Origin of the sequence: Nonomuraea sp. NPDC049486 (assembly GCF_040676925.1) — a bacterium.
In the GTDB taxonomy this organism is placed as follows: Bacteria; Actinomycetota; Actinomycetes; order Streptosporangiales; family Streptosporangiaceae; genus Nonomuraea; species Nonomuraea ferruginea.
Map to the genome: position 1 here is coordinate 1 of NZ_JBFAPV010000035.1, position 22,366 is coordinate 22,366.

The window sequence follows — 22,366 nt, forward strand, 5'->3', positions numbered from 1 at the left end:
TATGGCCCGCCGTCTCACTCACAGGGGTCCTGTTCGGCGACAAGCCAGAATCGTCTGCGACTGACGAAGATCATCGATCTCAAACACTCACTTAGAGAACTCCCATCATCCCAGGTCGCAGGGCACCTCCTCTCATTTCACGGCGATTAAGTCACATTCCGCGCGGTGTATCCAGGCTGAGTAACGACGCCGCAGGCTTCGCTTCATGCTACGGACGGCATCGTTGCTTCCCCTTGAAGGGCCTTTGACGCTGGGCTTCGGCCCCGCCCGTTTCCAGACGAAGCCGCCAGCCTGCTACCGGGCCTCCTGGCAGCTACGTACACACCGCCCATTGGTCAGCCTGGCGCCGCCGTCATCAGGCCCGAGCCCGCTGGTTCCACAAACGCGCCCGCTTGGCTACAACGTAATCCCAGCTCAATGGACGAATAGAGACTGCCGTACTAGGTGCACGAAATAACCTCAATGTGTAGCGATAAGTTCTTGTAGTCGCAATCCGCTCTGCGAGATCAGAGTTGGATGGTGTCTAATCAGGACTTTCGCTACCAGATCGTCGACGTTCTCTTCGAGAAGAGAACTGTTCAGTCCGAGAAGACCTTCACACATCCCAAAGAAGGCCTCGATAACTTCTTTATTGTCTTCTTCAACGGCAGGCTCGAATACTTCCGCCACGATCTCTAGCAGGTAATCGAACAGGCCAACACTCATCCCGTCTTCCTCAGCCTGTGCTTCTAGTGCCTTGATGGGCTCTCTAGCGGTAGGCATTGCCTTCCAGATGATCTCCCTAGCTCGCTCAATTAGCTCTTCTAGACTAACGAAGTCATCGAGGTTGAATTTGTCCATGTCGATCGTTGAGCCTCTCACATAGCTGCACCGAGAACTCGGGGAAGTAGACCTGCGGTGTAGCAGGCCAAACCCTCCACACCACCCCATGCCCGAAGATCTTATGCAATCGAATTTTCTCTGCTGGGCAAGCCATATTGTTCGCGCATATAACTCCTGGCGCATTGGGCGTCACTAGCACATGAAACACTGCTTAGAACCCAGAGCAGATTTCCCAACGCGCCCGCCGCGTTGCCTAGCTTGACCATTCCCCGCAAGAATCCAGACGGCTGCTTCCCCTGCCCCGGAACATGCTGGTTCTGTGCATTAGGATTTCGCTGCTGCCCAGGGCGCGGACGAAACACTTGCCCAGTTACCACCTTTACTGCCTCGGTCTTCATCGTGTTAGCGATGGCATTATTGAACTCCTTTAGTCGAGCTGGATTTGCTGCGAAGAATTTTTCTACTGCCGGATGATAATCAGCACGATTGAGCACCTTCCAAATCTCTGCAAATTCTCTAGTTGCGTGAAATTTGTCACTTGGAGATAGCTTGATTGTACCCTTGCGATGCTCCTCCAGCAGCTTCGCCAATGCACTAGCAGACGAGGCGGCCTTGTTGGCGTGGTAGATGCCCTTAATTTTCAGTCCCGTTCTGAGTTCGAATTCAAGGGCAGCACCTAGTTTACCATTTCCGACAACCCCGCCTCTCACTTTGTCTGTTTCATAGATTGCCGCTAGCAGGGATTGCAGTTTTTTGTTGGTAACTTTTGGCGGCTTAACCGGTTTGTTGGCAACCCACTTCTTGCCCTTTATATGGTGTGTCTCAAAAAAGAGCTTACATTTGTCGCTGCCTGCAGGCTCACATCCGGGATCTGGGATAGAACTGGAGCCGCTGGCTGCTCCAGCTACGTTTTGTGCCTCCGGAAGAGTGATGAGGAGCCACAGTAGATAAAGGGAGGCATCGTCGGCAACGGCCGAATAGTTTGCCATGAACTCCATTCGGTGGGCCTCACTAGCCTGCCAGAAGTCCTCCATTCCCTTGACCAGAGGGCGACCATTGTTCATGACCCCCATGCGCTTGGCCTCCTCATCCGACATTAGCGGGTTGGAGTAGTAGTCGTAGCCGGGGGAGTTGATATAGGCGGTCCACCATAGCGAACTCATGTACGTCTCGGAGCAGGTGTTGCCGATTTGAATGCAGCCTCCGGACGGAATCCCCCCGCCGACGTACTCCATGACATCGCCCCAGCCTGGGCCAGGAGTCCTGGGAGCAGCGGGGAGGGTGCCGCCGCCTCCCGTTCCCAAGCACAGGTAGCCACTGCTGCACCAGGATCCTGTAAAGCCTGAGCCACCACTGGAGCCCACGCCGGCGGAGAGGGTGAAGTGGCCGCTCGGATCGATGCCCGTCATGGGTGAGGCGTTGGCGTAGGTGTAGCGGTTGGCCTGCACGGACGGGTTCGGGGTGAGGGTGGCGGTGTCGCGGCTGGCGAAGGTACCGGTACCGGGCTGGTACCAGCGAGCGTGCATGTTGACCTTGCCGGTGTCCGGGTCGGTGTACTCACCCTGGTACCCGAGTGTGGTGGCGGCGCCGGTCCGGGCAGCGACAGCACCGAACGGGTCGTAGCTGGTGCTGGTGGCCAAGGATGTGGTGAACGTGGCGACCAGGTCACCGTGCAGGTCCGACAGGGCGGCCACAGCAGCCGCGCCGCCTTCCTGCAGGCCGAGCAGGGCTCCGAAGACATCCCGGCTGTACCTGGCTTGCACGGTGCCGCCGGCACTGATCGCGGCCAGGTCGTTGCCCAGCCCGGAGTAGGCGAAGGTCTGGTTGGTGGTGCCGCGGATGCGGCTGGTCATGCGGTTGAGGGCGTCGTAGCTGTAGAGGCTGGCGCCGTCGGCGATCAGCCGGTCGAAGGCGTCGAAGGTGTAGGAGGTGGTGGTGCTGTTCTTGGTCTGACCGGCCAGGGTGCCGCGAGGAGTGTAGGTGTAGTCGGTGCCGTCGCCGGAGGTGAGGCGGTTGCGTTCGTCGTAGGTGAAGGTAGCGCTGCCGGCTTTGGTGCGGTTGCCTGCGGCGTCCCACTCATAAGCGGTGGTGGCACCGCCGGGGGCGGTCCAGGAGGTCAGGCGGCCGGCGTGGTCGTAGCCGTAGGTGTTGGTGCCCGACCCTGCCAAACCGGTTGTGGTCTTGGTGGTGAGGTTGTCGTCTAGGTCCCAGCCATAAGTGATCTTGGCCAACTCGCTGCCGGAGCCAGTTTTCAAGGTCTGGGACGTGGCGCGGCCCATGTCGTCGTAAATGATGGAGTGGGTGTTGGCCGGGTTCGCGGAGGTCAGGCTCGTGACGCGGTTGGCCTTGTCGTAGCCGTAGGTCCAGGTACGGCCGGTGACAGGGTCGCTCGCCGTGGCGGCACGGTTGGCGTTGTCCCAGGTGAAGTTCGCGGTGCCGGCGGCGTCCACTCGCTGGGTGAGGTTGCCGTTGGCGTCGTAGGCCATGGTGATGGGCTGGCCCGACGGCGACGTCATCTTGGAGAGGAGGCCGCGGTCGTTGTACTCGAGCGTGTAGTCACCCACCGTCGTCAGGCGGTCGGCAGGGTCGTAGCCGAAGGTGCGCTCGGCGGTAGCGGCACTGCCGCCTGCGCCGCTCTCCTGGATGAGGCGGCTGAGGTGGTCGTACGCGCGGTCGATGCGGACGCCGCCCGGCTGCAGGATCGTCGTGTTGTTGCCGACCTGGTCGTAGCCGTAGGTCCAGGTACGGTCGGCCTCGCTCGGATGCTGGGTGGTCGCCGGTTCGATGACGCGCTCGACGAGGCCGAGGCTGTTGTAAGCGGTCCAGGTGGTATTGCCGCGGCCGTCGGTGAGCCGGGTGCGGGCGCCAGCGGCGTCGTAGCCGAAGCGGGTGACGATCTCTTCGTTCGTCTTGACCGGTTCGGTGAGGCTGGTGAGCCGGTTGAGCGCGTCGTAGGCGTGGCGGATGGTGTGCTGCTCGGCGGAGGTCTCGCTGATCATGTTGCCAGCCAGGTCGTAGCCGAGGCCGACCGTGCGAAGGGTAATGCCGGAGCTGTTGAGGTCCTTGACCTCGATGGGGCGACCGGCCAGGTCGTAGCTGGTGGCGGTGGCGTTGAGCGTGGCGTCACGCACCCGCAGCAGCCGGCCCGCCAGGTCGTAGGTGTTCGTGGTGGTGTTGTTGGCGAGGTCGGTCGCCGAGGTGACCTCGCCGGCGGCGTTGACCACGTACGAGGTGGTTTTGTTGCCGGGCCCGGGCGCGACAGTCTTGGTCAGGATGCTGGCGTCGTTGTAGGCGTACGTGGTGGTGAATGCCGCGTTGGTCGGCCTGCGCTCGATCTCGGTCTGGGTGATCTTACGGCCGAGGTCATCGTAGGTCGTCTGGATGCGGGCACCGGTGGGGTCCACGGCTGCCAGTTGCTCGCCTACGAGGTCGTACTCCGCGACTGAGACACCGCCCGGTCCCGATGGGCCTGGGTCGGTCGTGCGTACAAGGTTGCCAAGGGCGTCGTACTCGAAGGAGGTGTCGTAACCGCGCGGGTCGGTGGTCTTAACGAGGCGTCCCGCAGGGTCATATTGATGAGTGATGCTCGGTGTGACCGCTGTGCCACCTGGTGGGGTGTAAGCGGGAGACGTCATTGTCACGACTCGTCCAGCCTTGTCGTAGGCCGTGGTGACAGTTCGGCCTTCCGCATCCACCTGGTGCGTCTGGTTGCCGGACGTGTCGTAGCCGGAGCGGACAGCCGGCCTCGCGCTGGTCGCTGCCGTACCCGCCTTCTCGACCTGAACGGCCGGCGCCTTGGCCTCGATGAGGCGGCCGAGCGCGTCGTAGCGGTTGTCGACGGTGAAGTCCGCCGCTGTCGCACCGTCCGCGTTGCCTCGTGGATCGGTCGCCGCTGTGACCAGGCCGCGGTCGTCCACGGTCCACGAGGTGATGAGGTCCTGGTCCCCGTTCTCGACCGTCTGGCGCGTCTTGATGCCCACGGCGTTGTACGCGTAGCTGACAATCTCTTCGCGGGTACTGCCGGCGCCCGTGCGCGTTTCCTTCGTCGCCAAGTTGTTGGCGTCGTACTCGAAGACGGTCCGCCTGTTGAGCGAGCTGGGGTCGAGGGAGGTGGAGGTGAGCCTGCCAGCCGCGTCGTACTCATAGCCAGTGCGGATGTCTTCCTCGCCGCCCGTGACTTTGAGCGTGAGGTTGCCCGCGGCGTCGTACGTGTTCTTCTCCAGGCTGACGTCCCTGGGCGTGGTCGAACCGTTGAGCTTGACATCATCAGCGATGACCTCTGAGAGCAGGTTGTCGCCGAGGTATTTGTAAGAGGTCTTACGGCCCGTCCCATTGGCGTTGGTCGCGAGGACGGTGGCCGCGAGGCGACCGCCGGCGTCGTAGGAGCGCGATTCCAGCACGATCTCCGTGGCCGGCTGCGGGTTGACGGGGCTGCCCGTCCAGTTCTTGAGGGTGCGGGTGGCCAGCTCTCCACGCTTGGTGTAGGTGTGGCCGAAGGTTGAGCCGACTTCGTTGGTGATCGTGTCGACCAGACCGAGGTTGTTCCAGGTGCTACGGACAACGCCGCCCTCGGGGCCCATGCTGGTTTCCCCGTTGCCGTGGTCGTCGTAGGTGTACGTGGTGGTGCGCTCGGGGTCGCCACCCGTCAGGTCGGCGACGGTCTCGGTGAGCTTGTTGCCGTCCGGGTCGTAGGTGTAGCGGATCTGAGCCGTGTGCGTCACATCGCTGATCTCGTTCTTCACCCCCGGCCCGACTTGGGTCAGTGGCCTGCCGACGTTGTCGTAGGCGAACGTGGTCTTCACGCCATCGGGGTGGGCTTGCGAGATCTGGCTGCTTGATGTGACGCGGCCAAGGGCGTCGTACTCGAACCGGCTCACGAGCCCGGTCGGCTCGATCTGCTCCCCGAGGTCACCCGATGCCGTGTAACGCATCGCCCAGATGTTGTTCTTCGGGTCGGTCCAGGTCTTCAGCAGTCCGGCCGGCACCGTTCCACCGTCAACGGCCGGCTCGGTCCCGTCGGTGTACGCCACCGAGATCGATCGGCCGTTGGGGAAGTCGGGGGTGGCCGGAGTAGTTTCCTTGATCTGCTCGCCGTACCCGTTGTACTCGATCTTGGTGAGATATCGGTTGTCCGTCTCGCCCGACGAACGCGCGTCTCGATAAGTCAGTTGGCGGTCGTTCAGCGGATCGAACTCGTCATCCTCGTTCACGTGATACGTGGCGTATTGCCGATGACACGTGCTGGATGTCCGACAGGTCCTGACGCTGAGAACGTTGCCGCGTTCGTCGTTGTACTGCCGGGTGACGTTTTCGTTTCGATCTGTCACCTTGCTCAGGTAGCCGCCGGTGTCGTACGCGTACTCGGCTTTGTGCAGGTCCTGGTCGATCTCGTAGACGACGCGGTTGCCACGCCATTCGTCGTATGCATAGGTCGCCGTGCCATTACGCGGATCGGTGACCTTGACAGTGGCGACCTTGGTGATCCAGTCCGTGCCCGGCTCACCGAGCTGCCACGTCCCTCCATGACGGTCGGTGTGCGTCTTGAGACGATCAGTGGCGGTGTCGTAGGTGTTCTCCGCCCAGACCCGCCCAGAGGGCCGAGTGATCTTCTGCAGCTTGTTCGGCGCCACGACACGAGCCGCGTAGTGTCCCTGGATCTCTGTGCCGGTAAGAGGATTGCCGTAAACGGCGAACTCATCGATCGAGCCCTTGAAAGCGAAGGCACCACTGGTGTTGGGCCCCCCGGGCACATCAATGGACCACCGGCTGGCGCGGTCACCACTGCCGATGTAGGCATACGAACGATACTCAGGGTAGAGAGCCCCGTTGAGCTCGCCCACCGGCTGGCCGTCCAGAAAAAGCTGCTGGTGTGAGCCATTGACGTTCAGCACGACATGGTGCCACTGATCGTCATTGACCGGGTTGGAGCTGGTGATCGGCGTGTACACCCACGACCCGCTGCTGTTTCTGATGTCGCCCAGCTGGCCGCGCAGCCGTCCATCGGTACCGACATACAAGACGGGCTTCGTGGCCCCGAATTCGTATCCGAACTCGGCGGCGGAGAAGATGATGCCGTTCTGCGAGGTCTTGAACCAGCCTTCGATCGACACTCTGTCCCGGAGCCGGGCCAGCAGGTAGAACGGCAGTGCGACATGCGACTTGGTGAAGCCCCCGGCGGTGTCCGCGCTGCCTCCCAAAGCTCCAGGGCGGCCCACGGTGACACTCGTGTAGATACCGGCGCGTCCGTCGCTGCCCTCGTTGGCGGCCGGCTCGTGCTGAGCGTCTCCAAGCCGCCAGTAACCGACCGGATCGGAATCGCGGACCAGTCCTCTGTAGCGTGACCCGTCCTGGTAGGTGTAGGTCGCGCAGTTCGGCGCCGCGATCGGGGCGCAGACCGAGGTGAGAGTGTCGCCGCTGTAGCTGTAGGTCCAGGTGGCGCTCTCTCCGTCCACCGGGTCGGTGGATACGGACGCCACCCGTGAGCCCGACCAAGTGAAGTGCAGAGACCGTCCTCCAGTGGCCGTGGCCCGGCTTAGCTTGCCGTCACTGCCGTACTCCAGCATCTGCTCCCGGCCGCGTGCGTCAGATATCCGCAGCAGACGACCCGATGAGTCAAAGTAGAAGCTGGTCGACGACTTGTCCATGAGGCGCCAGCCGCCGCCGTCCACATCGGCGAGTTTGGCGTGCATGCCAGGAGGCGGTTGATAACTGCCGTCGCCCTTGTCGGCGAAGCGCACCCGACGGCCATCTGGATAGTGAGCCAGGAGCCCGTCGGGTTCCTCCACCAGCTTCATGTCCCAGACGGTTGTCCAACCCGCGCCGAAGATTCCATCCGTCCGGGCATCCAGGCTGTTGTAAGTACGGGTCACGGCGAGAGGGGGACCGGCTGCAGAAATTTGCGCGTCCGTCACGGTCGTCGTGTAATTCCCGAGGATTGGGGAGAACTCCTTGGATCCTCCCGATCCCAGGAGCGAACTGCTCAATGGTTGGCGGGCGCCAGTGGTGAACGACTGCTCGTCGCTCTGGTCTGAGTCACCGCTTTCGGGGTCGACGACGCGCACCCGCCACTTGTATTCCTGACCCCACTTGAGATTTCCCGCAGGGACACGCCATGTGTTCTCCCCACGTCGCCTGCCGGACTGGAAGCACTCCGGAGTGGGCGGCGGATTCTCAAAATCCGGGTCCTCCTCTTCCAGGACTTCACACACGTTATAGAAAAAGTCGAAATCTCCTTGGGTGCCCCCGCCCAAGCTGGTCGCCTCGGCTGTGAGGAGCGGCGTCACCGTCCCCACGAGTGTTCCATGCTCCGGATACACGTCGTCGATCAGTGGCCAGCCCAGGATCTCCTGCTCGCGCTGCTCGGCTCGTGTGACACCGGACGGCAGTTCCCTCGATGCGGTCCCTTGTGCCCGGGGAAGCCGATCCTCCAACGGCAGAGCGCCTCGCACCGGCGCTTGCGGGGTGTCCTCGTGTGGCTCAGCATCGTTCTCGGCACGAGTGGCCGAGCCGCTCACCACCTCCGGCAGAACGACGCTCGTACCCATCATCTGTTTCGGTATGACTAATTCCGCTTGCTCGACATGGCCCGAAGCCGCGACCAGTGAATCGGCCTGTGCTGGACCAACGGAAAGCGTAAACAGCCCTGGTAGCAATGCCACTAGCATGAATGAGACGAACCATGCCGAACGAGCCCATGACAATGTCCGGCGCATACGCCGTCACACTCCGAACCCAACGAGGCATCAAGGACGCCGACCGTCAACCCCATCCGACCGGCAGGTAATGGGACGCCCGGCTCGTCCGGCTCGGAGCTGTATAGCAAACGGGCAAAGCGTAACTTTTGCATGATCACTCGACAAGAGCGAAATTAGTGATCATACAGTCGCGGAATGCGACTTACCCATGCTCACGGACCAGTCACCTATCGTGCCCTTGATCGCGGCTTGCTTCTTCCCGGTCGGGCAAACGGTATTTCTCCATCTCACGTTCAGCATGACGGTTACCAGGCTGGTCTACGCTTCTCCCTGAACGAGCCTCCGCGGCATGCTCCAAGCGGACGGCATCTTCAACACCGCGCCGTTCAGGAGACAGCGTCCTACGCCGGGCGACTTCCTGCTCCACAGCAGCATGCTCCCGCCGCAACAGCACTCGGTGTCCGCGAGCGGCCTCCGCCCGCCGCTCGGCATCAACCACATCCTGGGCACGAGCACCACGTTGCGCAGCGGCGAAGTCTCGATCCAGGTCATCACGACGGCGCCGTACCAGCGGCCAAGTGACCTTCGGTGGTGCCTGTTCAGCCGCCTCCTGGGCGGCCTGCCACAGCTCCGGCATACTCCCGACGAGAGCGTCACGTCGTTGCCGCACCTGCGTCCGCTGTTCATCCACCCCCCTCAGGGCGGCTTCCAACTCGCGACGGCGTGATCGTTCCCATGGTCGCAGCGCGCCGAGTTCACCGACGAGGTCATGCTCACGCTGACGGAGTTCATCGAGTTCTCGGCTGTCCGTCACCGCTGCGATCGCCCGACGTAGTCGCCCAGCGGCCGATGACGCTGCCTCGATCCTTCGGGCCTGCTCGTTCAAACGATCCCGCTTGGCGATCAGCTGAGTCTCGACAGGGCCGCTGCCGGCTTTGGCGAAGCGCCGGCGATCCCGCTCGGCGGCCCGGAGATCGGCTTCGGCAGCGGTGATCTGCCGGTTCAGCTCGTGCAGGCGCCTGTGCAGTTCGCCCTCCGCGAGCAACCCCACCCCGTACTGCGACTGCGCCAAGGCCAGCGCAGCCGCCGCCCGCCGCACCGCGACCAGCGCCTTACGCTCAGCATCGCGTTGCGACCGGCCATCACCAGGCTCCGAAGTGACCTCGTCAACGCGAGACACCTGCCGGCCGGTGTCACGCTGGTTGTCCCGGTCTCGCCTGATTCCAGGCTGGCGTTCGCCTGCCGAGCGTGGGGCGACCGGCTCGGGCTCGGGCGTGAGGAGCTTGTCGCTGCGGTCGCCTTCCAGGGTGGCGGCGTAGGCTTCCATCGCCCGCTGCAGTTCGTGATCTGCTCCCCTGACCTCGCCGTGACGTGCCCGGTCGGCGTCGGTTTCCAGCAGTTCCAGCGGCAGGTACAAGCGGGCGGTGGCACGGTCGCGGGCCATCGCCGAGTACAGCGTGTGCGGGTCCAGGCCCATGCCGTAGACCAAGGCGTGCTCGGCCGTCAGCCCCTGAGCGGCGGCCACCGTCATCGCCGTCCCGTACGACAGACCGCCCTCGGCGATGAACCGCCGACTGATCCACTCGGTCACCAGGGCGGGCCCGTCCGGGCCGGTGTGACGCCACTCGACCTGCACCTGATCGCGCGCGTCGATGGCCACCACCATGCCGCGGTAACCGTTGAGCACGTTGAGCTCGCCCTCACCGCGGCGGGCCCGGTAGTCGTTGCGCCGTACGCGGACGTGATCCCCGACCGCCAGAGCGATGCTGCGGCCACCGGCGACCCGGTAGGCGCGCTCCGGCCCAGTGATCTCGCCGAGCTCACGCCGCAGAGCCCGAGCCGCCAGGTTGAGCCGCTCGACGGCTTCGTTGGTGCCGGCCAGGACGAGCACGTCGGCGAGTTCGTCGTGCACCGCCTCGCGGTCGCCGGTCCGATAGGGCTGCCTCGCGTGCGTCCAGTCGGTGATCAGCCGGGCCATGGTGTCGTCGGCGCCGCGCCCGGAACGCACCCGCTCACCCTGGCTCCACACGTGCAGGGCCTCACCCCGCTGGTGGGCCCGCCACAGCTCCAGGGCTTTGCGTTCCAGCGGGTCCCGCTGGCGGCGGTTGTGCCGCAGCATCAGCCCGCCGATCTGGCGGTGCACCGCGCCGAAGCCGCCGCCGACGCCGACCGCGCGCAGTTGAAGCGGGTCGCCCACGAGCACGACCTTGGTGCCCCTGCGTTCGGCCTCCTGTAGCAGCACGGCCAGCTCGCGATCGTCCACCATCGCGCCCTCGTCGACCACCAGCACGTCCACCCCGCGCAGCCCTCGCCGGTCGGGGTCGCGGATGCGGCGCAGCCAGCCGGCGACGGTGTGGGAGGTGATGCCGGATTCGGCGGTCAGGTTGGCAGCCGCCACCGCGGCGGTGGCCGCGCCGCGCACCACCAGGCCGCGCGCCTCGAACGCGGTCTTGACGGCCGCCATGAGCGTGGTCTTGCCTGCGCCGGCCACCCCGGTGATCGCCTCCACACCGTGCCCAGCCATCAGCACCCGCTCCACAGCGGCGCGCTGCTCGCCGGAGAGCTCCACGGCGTTGCCGACCTCAAAGGCGTCGATGGCCATGCGTACCGTCTCGGCGTCGAGCACGGCCACGCCGCTGCCGTACCTGCTCCGTACACTGGCCAGAATCGCGTTCTCGGCGTCCAGGACGTCCTTGGAGGTGAAACGCTCCGCGTTGCTCAGGTGGCTCGCCCCGGATTCCGGTAGTTCCACGGCGGGGGCGTGCCGCAGGACCTCGTCGGTGAGCGCCTCAGCCTCGGCTACGCCGGCCACTCCGTCGGGCAGCGCGTCGATGACCGCGGCCAGCACATCGGCGCGGGTCACCACCTTGCGATGCGCGGTCAGCCCTCCTCCGGCGCGCCAGATCCAGGCGGCGATCTGCTCCGCGCTCGGCCGCGGCGGCAGCTCACCGCCCTGTCGACAGGTTCGTACCAGGGTGTCCGCGTCGATGCCCTCGGCTGCGAGCTGGCGGCGCCAGTCCGCCCGCAGGTCGACCTCGTCGGTGTCGTCCTGTTTGCGCTGGCGGCTTTCCGCGGAAGCCACCTTGCGGGCCTGGCGCGAGGCCTCGTCGTAGGGCTTGCCGAGCCGGGCCAGCAATGCCTTGACCTGCCCGTCCCGCTTGGAGAACAGGACGCGTACCTGCTCGGGGATGGACGCGATCTCCCACGCGCCGGTGTGCGGGTCCCGGATCCAGGAGATGCCGTACCGCTCGGTCAGCACGCGGCGGATGCGGGCCTTAAGCAGGGCGTCGGCGGCGTGCGCGTGCCGGTGGATGTCCCGACCGCCGGAAGCGATCGCCGACCACCGGCCGTCGCCGCGGCCGCGCACCATGTTGGCGATAGTCACGTGGGCGTGCAGGTGCGGGTCGGGTGCCGCGCCGTCCACCGGCCGGGCGGTACGGTGCCACATCACCCATCCGAGCAGCCCGGTCGACTCCTCCCGATCGGCTACCTGGCCGTCGCCCTGGTGGCCGCGCAGACCGTAGGCGGCCCAGCCCTCCACCGCGCCCACCGTCTCGACCACGGCGTCGGCGAACACCGTCTCGAGCTCGGCGGCGAACTCTCTTCCGGCCAGCCCGTACAGCACCGACAGGCTCTTGGTGACGTCCAGGGTCAGGTCGTAGCCGCGGTTGCCGACGCGTACCCGGGACTTGCACCACCGGCGCGCGACAGCCAGTTCGTCGGCTGTGTACGCCTCCCCCACGTCGACGCCGGCGGCGCGGGCGACCTGCTCGATCTCGGTGACCGTCATGAGATGGGCCTCGCCCTGGCGAGCGATGCCGCGCGCCATGCGAGCCACCCGCCGGGCCACCGCGGGCCTGCCGGATAACCGCTCCTGCACCGTGGTGCCCTGCTCGGCCGCGGCCGCTTCCAACGCCGCCAGGAGCGGTGCGGCGGGCAGCTTGGCGCGGGGGTCGACCTCGTGCTTGGCGGGCACCAGGACCTCACCGCTGAGGGGATGGACGCCGTCCATCAGCGCGCGGGCCGTCGCGTACTGGTCGGGGGTGAGCGGGGTCTGCGGGATGATCCCGAACTCGTGCAGGCCCTGGCCGATCCACATCAGTCCGCGTTCGTCGGCCAGCCGGTAGGTGAGCTGCTCGTGCGGTTGCTGGGGCGTGCCCTGGGCCTGGCCGTCATCGCGGTGCGCACCGCATCCGGCGCCGTCCTGCAGCCGGTACTCCACCTGTTCCATGGAGGGTCCGATCACGCTCACCCAAGCCAAGGTGATCCACCTCCTCTGGCGGCCGGCACGGCTGCGGACCAGGCGCGAACATCGCAGATACCTTGGTCCAAGGACATGATCAGGTTGCGGAGAAATGAGATAGATCGTCAAGATCATGCTGGTTGCAGGTGGGTTGGCGGCAGGTAAGGATTTCGCCGCGGTGTACTCACCTGCGGGATGAGGGATGGGATAGGGGCGCGGATTCCCCGAGATCGTGTGCTTCCGCGCCCTCGCCAGGCACACGGCCGGCTCCCGCTTATCGGTCGGACGGGGTGTGGGTGCCCAGCACGCGCCGCCTGAACCTGCGCGGGGAGGTCGGACAGGCGGCAGGAACACCACGCCGGTCGTCGCGCTGGATACTGACTACGGCGGCGCCGAACCCGACGAGTACGAGAACGCCGAGGGCAATACCCGCTGCGGCGATGAGAGTGCCCCAATCGAGGGCGATGGTGCGGAGGAAGACGTTGCGCATGAAAGGCTCCTGTCTGCTGAAGGGGGCGCTTGCGTGAGCGGCGCCCGCCTTGGGTGTCCCGGCAAGGGCGACTTCGCAGGCGAAGGAGCGAAGGACAACTTGCCCGTCAAGATGTTTTGCGCAGCAAAAGATCTTGAAAGGGGCGGGTTGTCCGCAGTGACGGCCTGCGAGGCTGGCCTGGCTCGGGACACCAGCCCGGGGGACGCGGAGATGCCGCCCGCGCGCCAGCGAGCCGCAAACAGACGGCCGTGTTCGAGGCCAAGGCCGGGCTTGGGATGAGCCGAAAGCGCCTGACCAGACCGCACGGCTCGCACCTCGTCGCGTGCGCCTCAGGGACGAGCTGGTCAGTGGAAAGACTTCCGGCCGGTGCCGACCGTGCGGTCTGGCTCACGCTGAAGGGATGGTTCGGGCCTCGGCGGCGGGAACGGAGGGGGACGGCGGGGTAACGCGCGGAGCGGAGGCGTAACGGAGGCGGAGCGCCAGCGAAGCCTCCGTGAAGCCGACGTGGAGCGCGCCGCGCACGGGGTCGGCCGCAGGCCGATCGTGGGCGACGCGAGCGTAGCGAGCGCCCTGTGCGCGGAAAGGCTGGCTGCCGCGCCCGCTGCGGCGAGGTAGGTCCGGGTCGGCGAGTAGTGACGACGGCGCCCAGCGGACAGAAGTACGGCGGCGCGCGGTAGAAGCGGCCGGCCTGGAGGGGCGGGCTGTGCTCTGGACTGAGGAGCGATGGAGCGAAGCGACTGAGCGACGAGGGAAGAGCGCAGCCTCAAGCGCCCCGATACTGGCCGGCCGCGGTACGGCGGCCAGCCGGTCCGGATAACCAGTCCTCCCCGCCAGGCAGCGGGCTTGCCTGATCGCTCATGGCGCGGCTTCCCCTGTGATTATGGGTGAGACCTTCTGGCGCATCTGTTCGATAATCAGGTGAGTGAAGCTCAAGCGCTTTGAGATCATGAACTGGCCGTCCGGGAGAGGACGGGCGGCGCCAGCCGGGCGCCACCGTGGTCGGCCGCGTCCGTGAGCCCTTCGCCCCGCCTGCCTCGAAGGAGATCCCGTGCCCGCCTCCCTGTCCCAGGTACGTCTGCATGCCGACCAGGACGGCCACCGCTACGAGCTGACCCTGACCGTCGAGGGTGACCGGCTGCACATCGAGATGCGCGGCAACGACGCCGAGGGCCAACTACTCGCCGACTTCACCACAGCCGAGCCCATCCCGGCGGCCCACCTGCCGGTGCTCGTCCAGCTGCTGGCCGGCGGCCAGGCCGCGCTCGCCGGAAACCGGCGGACACCGACGCTGCAGGAGCGGCGGCACACGCACAGCAACTCGCACCGCCCCTGGACTCCCGACGATGACCAGCGGCTCAAGGACCTGGCCGCGGCTCCTGGTACCACCATCCGGGATCTGATGCAGGTCTTCGGCCGCAGCCGCGGCGCCATCCGCTCCCGGTTGGAGAGGCTGGGCGTCGAGCTGGGCGCCGACACGGACAAGGGCTGAAAGCCCGAAACTGCCCGGATGCCGCACCCCTGGCACCCTGAGAAGGGCTGCCATATCAGCGGTGTGGAGCGGGGGCATGCTGGACGGCCGCTGGTGATCGCGGCCGCCAGCACACCCTGAGGCTCAGTGCCGGGTGGCGGTCCTGTCCTCGTCGGTGAAGCCGTACCGGCCGCTGCGGCTGCCCCGGCGGACCATCTCGCCCACGGTGGACAGAGCTGTCTGGCTGAGGTCGTGATCGTAGTGGATGGTGGTCTCCTGCCGGATGCCGAGCATGCCGGCGAGCCTGGTTACGTAGGAGCCCGCGCCCAGCAGGACGAACACCCACTTGCGTTTCTTGGCCTGCAGGTCCTCGATCCAGGCCCGCAGGCGCGGCGCGTCGTAGCGGTGGGAGGAGTTCTCCGCGCCGTCGGTCAGGATGACCGTGATGATCTCATCGGGGCGTTCCGGCTTGGGCAATGCCAGCACCAAGGTGCGGGCCCGCTCGATGGTGTCGCCGACCGCGTCGAACAGGGCGGTGGCGGAGCGCGGCTGCAGCCGGATCTCCGGCACCTCCGCCAGCTCCACGTTGCTGAAGACGAGCTCGCCGACGTCGTCGAACTGGTACAGGGTGACGGTGGTGCGGCCGGGCACCTCCCGCTGCGCTTCCAGGAAGGCGCGCAGGCCCGCCTCGGTCTGGGCCATGATCGGATGCATGGACCCGGAGCGGTCCAGGACGATCTCGATGTGCCGCCAGCGGGCGGCGGTGTCGTCGGTCACCGCGTTCTCCTTCAATGGGCCGGTGCGGCGGACCGGGGTGGCCCGCGCTTGGGCCGCATCGACCACGGGTTCCAGGCGCGGGGGCCGGCCGCGCCAGCCCGGCTTTGGTGGCCGCGCCCCCGCGTCGGGGTTCCGTGGTAGGCCCAAACAAGCGCGGGTCCATCCGGCACGGGACATCCGCCCGGAAGTCAGCCAGCGGCGGAGGTCAGGCGGCCTGAGCGCGGCGGCGTAGCTCGGCCAGCGGCAACGGGCGCGTCACGCCGTGCCGTAGTCGCTTGAGGATGGCGACGTCGCCGAGTTCGGCGCGTAGCCGGCTCTCTTCGTGCTCGGCACGCAGGAAGCGGTCGGGATGCGTGCGCAGGTGGTGCAGCCATTGCCGCTGACCGGCCCGTACGCAACTGCCGCCGCAGTTGTTGTGCCGGTAGCCCTGGTCGTACAGGCGGGGCGGGCGCACGTCCAGCGCCCGGGCGGCCTGGAGCATCTGTCCCTGGGTGAGGAAGGGCGGCTCGGCCATCGGGAAGCTCACCCGCCACGGTGCCCAGCCCCGCTGTATGCCGGGGATACGGCGTCTTTCGGACCAGTCGATGCCGACGTAGACGATGGTGGTCCGCGGGTCGGCGTGGGCGGTGAGCCAGTCGCGGCAGGGCTTCTGCTTCAGCCAGTACAAGCAAGGGGCGATCCTGGCGTTGCCCAGGAAGCGGACGTCGGCGAACACCTCGAACGGGGTGCGGCCGTCGCACACTACGGTGAGGTCGACGCCGAGTTGGGCGGCGGCGTCCCGGTTGAAGCGGTACAGGTCGTCGTCCTCGACGAGGGTGTCGGCGAACAGCAAGGTCAGCCGGTCGGTCCCGTGCTCGGCCGCGACGCGCTGAGCGGCCGCCCAGCTGCCGATGCCACCGGAGAACTGGACCACGTGGCGCATCATGCGAGCTCTTCTGGCAACGGCCTCCGGGGCCAGGACACGAACTTGCCCTGCGCGATGGCCTGCCGACACAGCAGGACACAAGCGGGACACAGGGCTTCGCGCTGTACGAGGGGATCGCCGCGCCGGGCCGGATTGCCGTCGGGGTCGACCGGGGTGCCGGTGGCTTGGTGAATCAGGACAGACACGGCACGGTCGGGATCGACGAGGAGCGGCCGCACGCCGCACCGGCAGCATTCGGTGGTCAAAAGCATGTGCCCCTCGAACGGGAGCGGCTCGTGCTCGCCGGGGTCGCTCATGGACATGCGGGATCGGCCTCCTTCGGCGTACGGGCACGATTTCGGCAGGTCACAGGTCCGCCCACCCATCGGGCGTACGCCGGATGTGGCGGATCTCGTTGGCGGTGCGCACTTTGAGCAGCGCTCCCCCTTCCGGACGACCAGCACGACGGCGGGGCCGCGGCCCGGCACGGAGAGGATCTCCCCGCAAGCCGTGGGACGGCCGGGAGCGGGCGTTGGCACGTTGCCGAGCACGGAGGCGAGCTCACGCTCGTCGATGTCGTCGCTGAGCAGGCGAGCCAGTTCGGCGATGACATGCAGCAGAGCGGGGCGCAGATCCACGCCCGGGTCGTTGAGCACGGCGCCGACGAAGTTCAGCAGGTCCGTCAGGTCCGCGCACGTCGAGGTAGACATCATCGGGAACGTCCTCCACAAGGAGACAGAGAGCCGCCGTGCCTGCAGATGGTGGCTGGGCCGGAGGCACGGCGGAGCGGAAGGGGTCGCGCAGAAGGCGCGGTGCGGGGCCCGCCCGGAGGGAAGCCGGGCGGACCCGCCAAATGTCAGAAGTCCGGCTCGTCGCCTGCCGCCGCGCCCGCGGGAACCGGCTCGCCGTTGGCCTGCTGCCGCTCGGGGGATGAGCTCTCCCACGGGTTGTCCTGGGGCGGGGTGTTCGGGCGGTTGCGTCGGGTCTTGTTCACCTGGGCGGTGGCGTGGCGCAGGGACGGGCCGATCTCGTCGACCTCGATCTCGTAGACGGTGCGCTTGTCGCCGTCCTTGGTCTCGTACGAGCGCTGCCGGAGCCGGCCCTGGACGATGACGCGCATGCCGCGGGTGAGGCTCTCGGCGACGTTCTCGCCCGCCTGCCGCCAGACGTTGGCGGTCAGGAAGAGGCTGTCGCCGTCCTTCCACTCGTTGGTCTGGCGGTCCATGTACCGCGGGGTGGAGGCGATGCGGAACCGGGCCACCGCCTGACCTGTCGGGGTGAAGCGGAGCTCGGGGTCGTCGACGAGGTTGCCGACGATGGTGATGACGGTGTCGCCTGCGGCCATGATGATTCCTCCTTGTGGCGTGGTTACGGCGGGTTCCGAAACGAGGCGGGACGGGAGGCGGCGGGGGCCGGAGTCCCCCGCCGCCCGCGTGGGCTAGTAGGGGATCTCGTGGTCGGCGACCGTGGACTGGCGGTAGGCCTCGACGGCCTCGCCCACGCACCCCAGGCAGATGCGGCCACCGTCGAGGGTCTTCCAGCTGTGCTGGAGGGTGACCTCGTTGCCGCAGCGGGTGCAGGCGGTGATGTCGGTGGCGTAGAGGGGGAGGTCGAGGCTGAGTCGCATGTCCGGCTCCTTCCGTACGGTGCCCCTGCTGGGCGGCCGTTCCGCGTTTCGGTGAGGGAGGACACGCAGGTGGAAGTGACGGAAGGCAAGGCGGCGGCCCCGTGCGGGCTAGATGTTTTGGCGCCCGTTCCTGCTCTTGCGCCAAAAGATCTTGACCGTACGGGGTGAGCGCAGCGAAAGCCGCCTTGCCTGGAGGAACGTGCCTGCGAGGCTGACCGGTCCGAAATGTGGGGCGGGTGACCGGCAGGGACATACGGCAAGGCCTGCCACCGGCGTCAGATTCGACCGCACGATCAGCACTCGGCCTCAGCCACCGTCACGGGACTACGGCGACGTGCTCACCGGGCTCGGCCGGGCCCGAACGCGTCCGCTGTACGAGCGGCTCGGTGAGCGGCTCGATCGGTCACTGTAGACATGAGCGCGTGCGCCGCGCGACGGAGTTGTTCACGAACAAGGCCGACCTGGGCGCAAGAGAGGGCGAGAAGATCGCTTGCCGCCACGATCCTGGGGGCGGCGCGCTCAGATCGCCCAGATGAACGATCACCATGGCCATCACAGGCGGCACGCGCGCGACGGTGACTGGCCGACAACGCGACTGCTCGTCGGCTCATGCCTCCAACGGAGCCGGGGCTGCCGGTTGGTGGCGCGGGGCGGCAAGGTCGTGGGCGGAGTTGGCCAGCCAGATCATGATCAGGACGCTCGAGACCACACCGAGAGCCTCGACGGCGCTTGTCTCGTCCGGGAACGGCAATGCCGCCAGTATCAGAAAGATCGGCGCCACCAGGGCGGCGATGCCATACGCGACGGTCGCCGTCCCCCAGCGGTCGTCGTACCCTTGGGCCCGCAGGACCAGCACCGTCCAGGCCAGAACGGCCACGCCGCAGATCAGCTCCACCCAACCCGGGACGGGCCAGCCGACGAGGTCGAGGACGCCGATGACGGTGAAACCGCCGTACCCGAGCACCCCCGCGCCCCGCATGTACTGCCGGTCGCCGCCCAGCACCCGCATGAACAGCAGCACGACCACCCACATCGCCGCAGTGTCGAGCACCGACGCAACCGCCCAGACCAACGACGGGGCGATGTGAACCAGCCACGTCGTAGACGCCGCGACGTAGAGCGCCACGCGCAACCACAGGGTGTTCCGGTCCTGCTGGGGCGGCCCCGCCAGCGGCCCGCGCAGGATCTGCCAGGTCCCCCATGCCCAGAACAGCCCAGCTACGACCAGGAGGAGCACGTTCTGCCCTGTCGCCGCGACGCCTTCGGTCACGGTCGTGAACAGAGTCAGCCACCACAACGGGCCGAGGTCGCCAGAGATCAAGGCGATGACGACGGCGACCGTCAGCGCGGCGCCGTACGAGGCGGTGACGAGCACGGCGGGCAGGGCTGAACGGTGACGAGGTAACACGGGGCGCTTCCTGGGAGGTTCGTTGACATGGGAGCAAACGCCTCACCCTACAAGCGATCATGAGGATTCGAGGTAGTCGGTCAGGGTCCACTGCAACGGCTGGAGCCATCCCGGCCCGGGCGGTCCCATCAGGATGTCGATCTCGTCGAGCGTGGGCATGCGGTCACGAAGCACGCCCGGAGGCACATTGAAGTGCAGCGCCATCTGGAGCAGCAGGGCCATCGAATAGAAGGGCTCCTTTGCCAAGACCTTGTCGACGGCGCGACGGGCGACATCCCGCTCGCCCAGGTTCCACGCGGCGCAAGCCAATAGTGAGCCGACCGGGGCCAGGAACGCGGGCTCGATCCGATCGGCCACATCGAGCAGCACGGCGGTCATGACGACCGGCTCGACCTGCGAGGCCAGCCAGGCCTCGTCGCGGACGCGGACGATCCGCAGATCCATGCTGAGGCGGATGGCGGTGGCGTCATCCACACTGCCGCCCTCCCGGTAGCGGCTGATCGTCTGATGCAGACGGGTTCGCGCCTCGTCCACGATCTTGCCGGTCGGCGGCTGGGCGCGCAGTTGGTCGGCGAGTTCGGTGGCGAGCCGGCGGGTGAGGTGCCGCAGCCATGTGGCACGGTCTCCGGCCGGCTGGGGAACGGGCAGGTTGGTCGACGTCATAACGGGCTCCTTGTTGATCGAGCCGCCGTCCGGGGAATCGGTCCCCCCGGACGGCGGAGATGACGCGAGAGGGCTCATGGGTGGTGGGCGATGGCCGCCTCGTCGGGGGTGCGGCTGAAGACCAGGTCGTCGGCGTAGGCCGACGCGGCCCGGTCTTCACCGAGGAACCAGACGCGCTGCCGGCCGAGGTGATTGACGGTGTCGATGCGAGCCAGGACGGGCATCCACCCGCCACCGGCCGGGGTGTCGCCGGCGGCGAGGCGGACGAGCCAGCCCGGCTCGATGGTCCGGGCCGGCCGGTAGTCGCCGGTCATGCCGGCGCCGGATGGTGTCCGAGGCCGAGTGCGGCGCCCAGCTTGGGGCCGAGCTCCAGCGCGTCGCGGACGGCGGGCAGGGCGCGGCGCTGCCAGCCCTCCAAGGCGACGGGCAGGTCAGCGCCGTGGCGCAGGTGCTGCGTCAGCGCGGCGACCAGGGAGGTGGCCTGCTCGATGCCGTTGTTGGCGCCGCGGGCGGTGTTGGGCCGGACCGGGGCCAGCGCGTCGCCCAGCAGGACGGCGTGGGCGTGGCGGCCTACCGGGTAGACCATCCGCTCGGGCGGGGCGATGTCGACGATGGGGGCGGCGGTCCAGGCGGGAGTGGCCTCGATGATGTCGGCGGCCGTGGTGGGCAGCAGTTGCCGGGCGTGGCCGGTGACGTGCTCGCGGGCGTACGGGGTGATCTGGTGCGGGAGGACGTAGGTGCGGCGGGTCGGTTCGGCGTCCAGCAGGGCGTGGAACTCCTGCTCGGAGTGGTTGAGGTAGAAGGTCCAGTCGGTGGCGGTGCTGCCGTCGCGCTGCAGGATCGGGAACAGGTGGAAGCCCGCGCCGTACGGTTCGATGCGGGTGTAGTCGCGCAGGTCCTGCAGGAGGATCGGTGCTTGGCCGCGCCAGGCGACGTATCCGCCGTAGCGGAGCTTGCGGTCCGGGTCGAGCATGCGGCGGCCGATCGAGCGGCGGCCGTCGGCAAAGACGACCAGGTCGGCGCTGATCGGATCGGCATCGGCGATCTGCAGCTGGGCGCGGCCGTCGAGGCCGGTGGTCAGGTCATGGACGCGGCTGCCCAGGCGCAGCCAGCCTTCGGGGAGGCGTTGCAGGAGCGCGGTGTTGATCAGGTGCCAGGCGGTGGAGCGGCCCGGATAGAAGGTATGGGTGCGGCCGGCCTCGCGACGGTCGGCGACCTTGACCGCGACCACGCGTTCGCTGGTAAAGGGGACGAACTCGTGCTGCGGGACACCGATGGAGTCGAGAGCGGCCAGGGCGGCGTGCTCCAGGCCGATGACGCCGCCGGCCTGCGCGTGCAGGCGAGGGGAAGCGTCCAGGACGGTGACGTTCGTCAGGCCGGCCTGGTGAAGTAACAGGGCCAGAGTGGGGCCGGTGATGGAGGCGCCGACGATGGCGATCGCAGGCTGGTCGTCGGACTGGGAGGACGGTGCGGGGCGCGCGGGGGCGAGCGAGATCATGGCAGCTCCTTGCCGGGTTGGCTGATGGGCTGCCGGATGGGGGCCTGGTGCCGATCTGGCCGAGGCGGCGGGGCTTCCCCTTCCGGCGGCGGCCGTCAGCGACGCGGGGAGCTGCGCCCGCAACCGTGCGTGTCTGGCGGTTCCAAGATGTTTTGCGCCAGCAAAAGATCTTTGGATCGCCAGGCCTCGCCCTCCGAAGGCCCCGTTATGCGGGGGCGAGAGCAGGGTTGCGGGAGCGGCGATCGTGTCGCAGGCTGCGAAGCCCGGAAGGGGACACCGTCGTGCTGGGCAGGGCATGCCAGGCGGTCAGCCGCGTCGAGCCGAAGCTCACCTGGCGCGCGCGATGATGAGGCGATCAAAGACAGCGTTTCCGGCCCGTTCTGACCATCCCCGCGTGCGCGGGGAGCACGTGCGCGCCGGCAAGCCATACGTGCCCGAGTCGGGACCATCCCCGCGTGCGCGGGGAGCACCCTGGTGAGATGTCAAGGGCTGAGGCCAAACCGGGACCATCCCCGCGTGCGCGGGGAGCACGACGTCCTGAGCCGGATGGAGATTGGCGTCCTGGGACCATCCCGGCGTGCGCGGGGAGCACATCCGACGCTACTGGGGAGCGATCGAAGCCGACGGACCATCCCCGCGTGCGCGGGGAGCACACGGACGCTATCTGGCTGATGTGGTGTATGCGGCCATCTAAAACTCCAGGTCGGCGGACAGGTGACTCCAGGTAGATGGCCAGAAGGGTCCCGGTAGACGGACATCGGAAATCCTGGTC

Annotated in this window: 14 protein-coding genes; 1 reads left to right on the plus strand and 13 read right to left on the minus strand. The window is 67.2% G+C overall.

Annotated features, from left to right (window positions below; translation table 11 throughout):
• Positions 1–459: 459 nt before the first annotated feature.
• The 4 genes from AB0K05_RS44085 to AB0K05_RS44100 form a co-directional block, all read right to left on the minus strand.
• Positions 460–840: a hypothetical protein gene (locus AB0K05_RS44085; RefSeq protein WP_364237754.1), complete on the minus strand. Its 381-nt coding sequence runs from the start codon at positions 838–840 to the stop codon at positions 460–462.
• 101 nt (positions 841–941) lie between these two features.
• The gene (locus tag AB0K05_RS44090; RefSeq protein ID WP_364237756.1) at positions 942–8,486 is read right to left on the minus strand and encodes an RHS repeat-associated core domain-containing protein; all 7,545 of its coding nucleotides are present in this window, start codon (positions 8,484–8,486) and stop codon (positions 942–944) included.
• Between the two features lie 253 nt (positions 8,487–8,739).
• On the minus strand, positions 8,740–12,768 hold the full coding sequence (gene mobF, locus AB0K05_RS44095) for a MobF family relaxase (protein ID WP_364237758.1): 4,029 nt from the start codon (positions 12,766–12,768) through the stop codon (positions 8,740–8,742).
• Positions 12,769–13,033: 265 nt separating this feature from the next.
• Positions 13,034–13,249 carry a hypothetical protein gene (locus tag AB0K05_RS44100; RefSeq protein WP_364237760.1) on the minus strand — a complete coding sequence of 72 codons (216 nt, stop codon included), beginning with the start codon at positions 13,247–13,249 and terminating at the stop codon, positions 13,034–13,036.
• 1,048 nt (positions 13,250–14,297) lie between these two features.
• Between AB0K05_RS44100 and AB0K05_RS44105 the strand changes: the two genes are divergently transcribed.
• On the plus strand, positions 14,298–14,738 hold the full coding sequence (locus AB0K05_RS44105; RefSeq protein ID WP_364237762.1) for a hypothetical protein: 441 nt from the start codon (positions 14,298–14,300) through the stop codon (positions 14,736–14,738).
• A gap of 123 nt (positions 14,739–14,861) precedes the next feature.
• Here the strand turns inward: AB0K05_RS44105 and AB0K05_RS44110 are convergent, their stop codons facing one another.
• From AB0K05_RS44110 to AB0K05_RS44150, 9 genes are all read right to left on the minus strand, one after another.
• Complete coding sequence (locus AB0K05_RS44110) at positions 14,862–15,494, minus strand: vWA domain-containing protein (protein WP_364237765.1); 633 nt, start codon at positions 15,492–15,494, stop codon at positions 14,862–14,864.
• A 205-nt stretch (positions 15,495–15,699) separates the two neighbouring features.
• Positions 15,700–16,419, minus strand: a complete 720-nt coding sequence (locus AB0K05_RS44115; RefSeq protein ID WP_364237768.1) for a hypothetical protein — start codon at positions 16,417–16,419, stop codon at positions 15,700–15,702.
• Positions 16,416–17,111, minus strand: a complete 696-nt coding sequence (locus AB0K05_RS44120) for a hypothetical protein (protein ID WP_364237770.1) — start codon at positions 17,109–17,111, stop codon at positions 16,416–16,418. Before AB0K05_RS44120 ends, AB0K05_RS44115 begins: the two co-directional genes overlap by 4 nt.
• 143 nt (positions 17,112–17,254) lie before the next feature.
• The gene (locus tag AB0K05_RS44125; RefSeq protein ID WP_364237773.1) at positions 17,255–17,743 is read right to left on the minus strand and encodes a single-stranded DNA-binding protein; all 489 of its coding nucleotides are present in this window, start codon (positions 17,741–17,743) and stop codon (positions 17,255–17,257) included.
• 93 nt (positions 17,744–17,836) lie between these two features.
• On the minus strand, positions 17,837–18,025 hold the full coding sequence (locus AB0K05_RS44130; protein WP_364237776.1) for a hypothetical protein: 189 nt from the start codon (positions 18,023–18,025) through the stop codon (positions 17,837–17,839).
• Positions 18,026–18,632: 607 nt separating this feature from the next.
• Positions 18,633–19,400 carry a hypothetical protein gene (locus AB0K05_RS44135; protein ID WP_364237778.1) on the minus strand — a complete coding sequence of 256 codons (768 nt, stop codon included), beginning with the start codon at positions 19,398–19,400 and terminating at the stop codon, positions 18,633–18,635.
• A gap of 90 nt (positions 19,401–19,490) precedes the next feature.
• Positions 19,491–20,096, minus strand: coding sequence for a DUF4192 family protein (locus AB0K05_RS44140; protein WP_364237780.1), 606 nt, complete (start codon positions 20,094–20,096; stop codon positions 19,491–19,493).
• A gap of 74 nt (positions 20,097–20,170) precedes the next feature.
• Positions 20,171–20,410, minus strand: a complete 240-nt coding sequence (locus AB0K05_RS44145) for a hypothetical protein (RefSeq protein WP_219546488.1) — start codon at positions 20,408–20,410, stop codon at positions 20,171–20,173.
• The gene (locus AB0K05_RS44150; RefSeq protein ID WP_364237783.1) at positions 20,407–21,594 is read right to left on the minus strand and encodes an FAD-dependent monooxygenase; all 1,188 of its coding nucleotides are present in this window, start codon (positions 21,592–21,594) and stop codon (positions 20,407–20,409) included. Before AB0K05_RS44150 ends, AB0K05_RS44145 begins: the two co-directional genes overlap by 4 nt.
• Between the last annotated feature and the right edge of the window lie 772 nt (positions 21,595–22,366).